The organism is Wenyingzhuangia sp. 2_MG-2023, from assembly GCF_030548295.1.
GTDB lineage: Bacteria > Bacteroidota > Bacteroidia > Flavobacteriales > Flavobacteriaceae > Wenyingzhuangia.
The window spans coordinates 1-415 of record NZ_JAUOSB010000080.1; the positions used below are offsets into that span (position 1 = coordinate 1).

1 rRNA gene is annotated in these 415 nt (G+C 52.5%); it reads right to left on the minus strand.

The window, feature by feature from the left end:
* Positions 1 to 16: 16 nt before the first annotated feature.
* A 16S ribosomal RNA gene (locus Q4548_RS16745) occupies positions 17 to 415 on the minus strand; the annotation flags it as partial.

The following is a 415-nucleotide window of genomic DNA, read 5'->3' on the forward strand; positions in this document are numbered from 1 at the left end:
TTCATACTTTCTCTAGAAAGGAGGTGTTCCAGCCGCACCTTCCGGTACGGCTACCTTGTTACGACTTAGCCCTAGTTACCAGTTTTACCCTAGGCGGCTCCTTGCGGTGACCGACTTCAGGCACCCCCAGCTTCCATGGCTTGACGGGCGGTGTGTACAAGGCCCGGGAACGTATTCACCGGATCATGGCTGATATCCGATTACTAGCGATTCCAGCTTCATGGAGTCGAGTTGCAGACTCCAATCCGAACTGTGATAATGTTTAAAGATTCGCATCTAGTCGCCTAGTAGCTGCCCTCTGTCATTACCATTGTAGCACGTGTGTAGCCCAGGACGTAAGGGCCGTGATGATTTGACGTCATCCCCACCTTCCTCGCGGTTTGCACCGGCAGTCTCTTTAGAGTCCTCAGCTTAA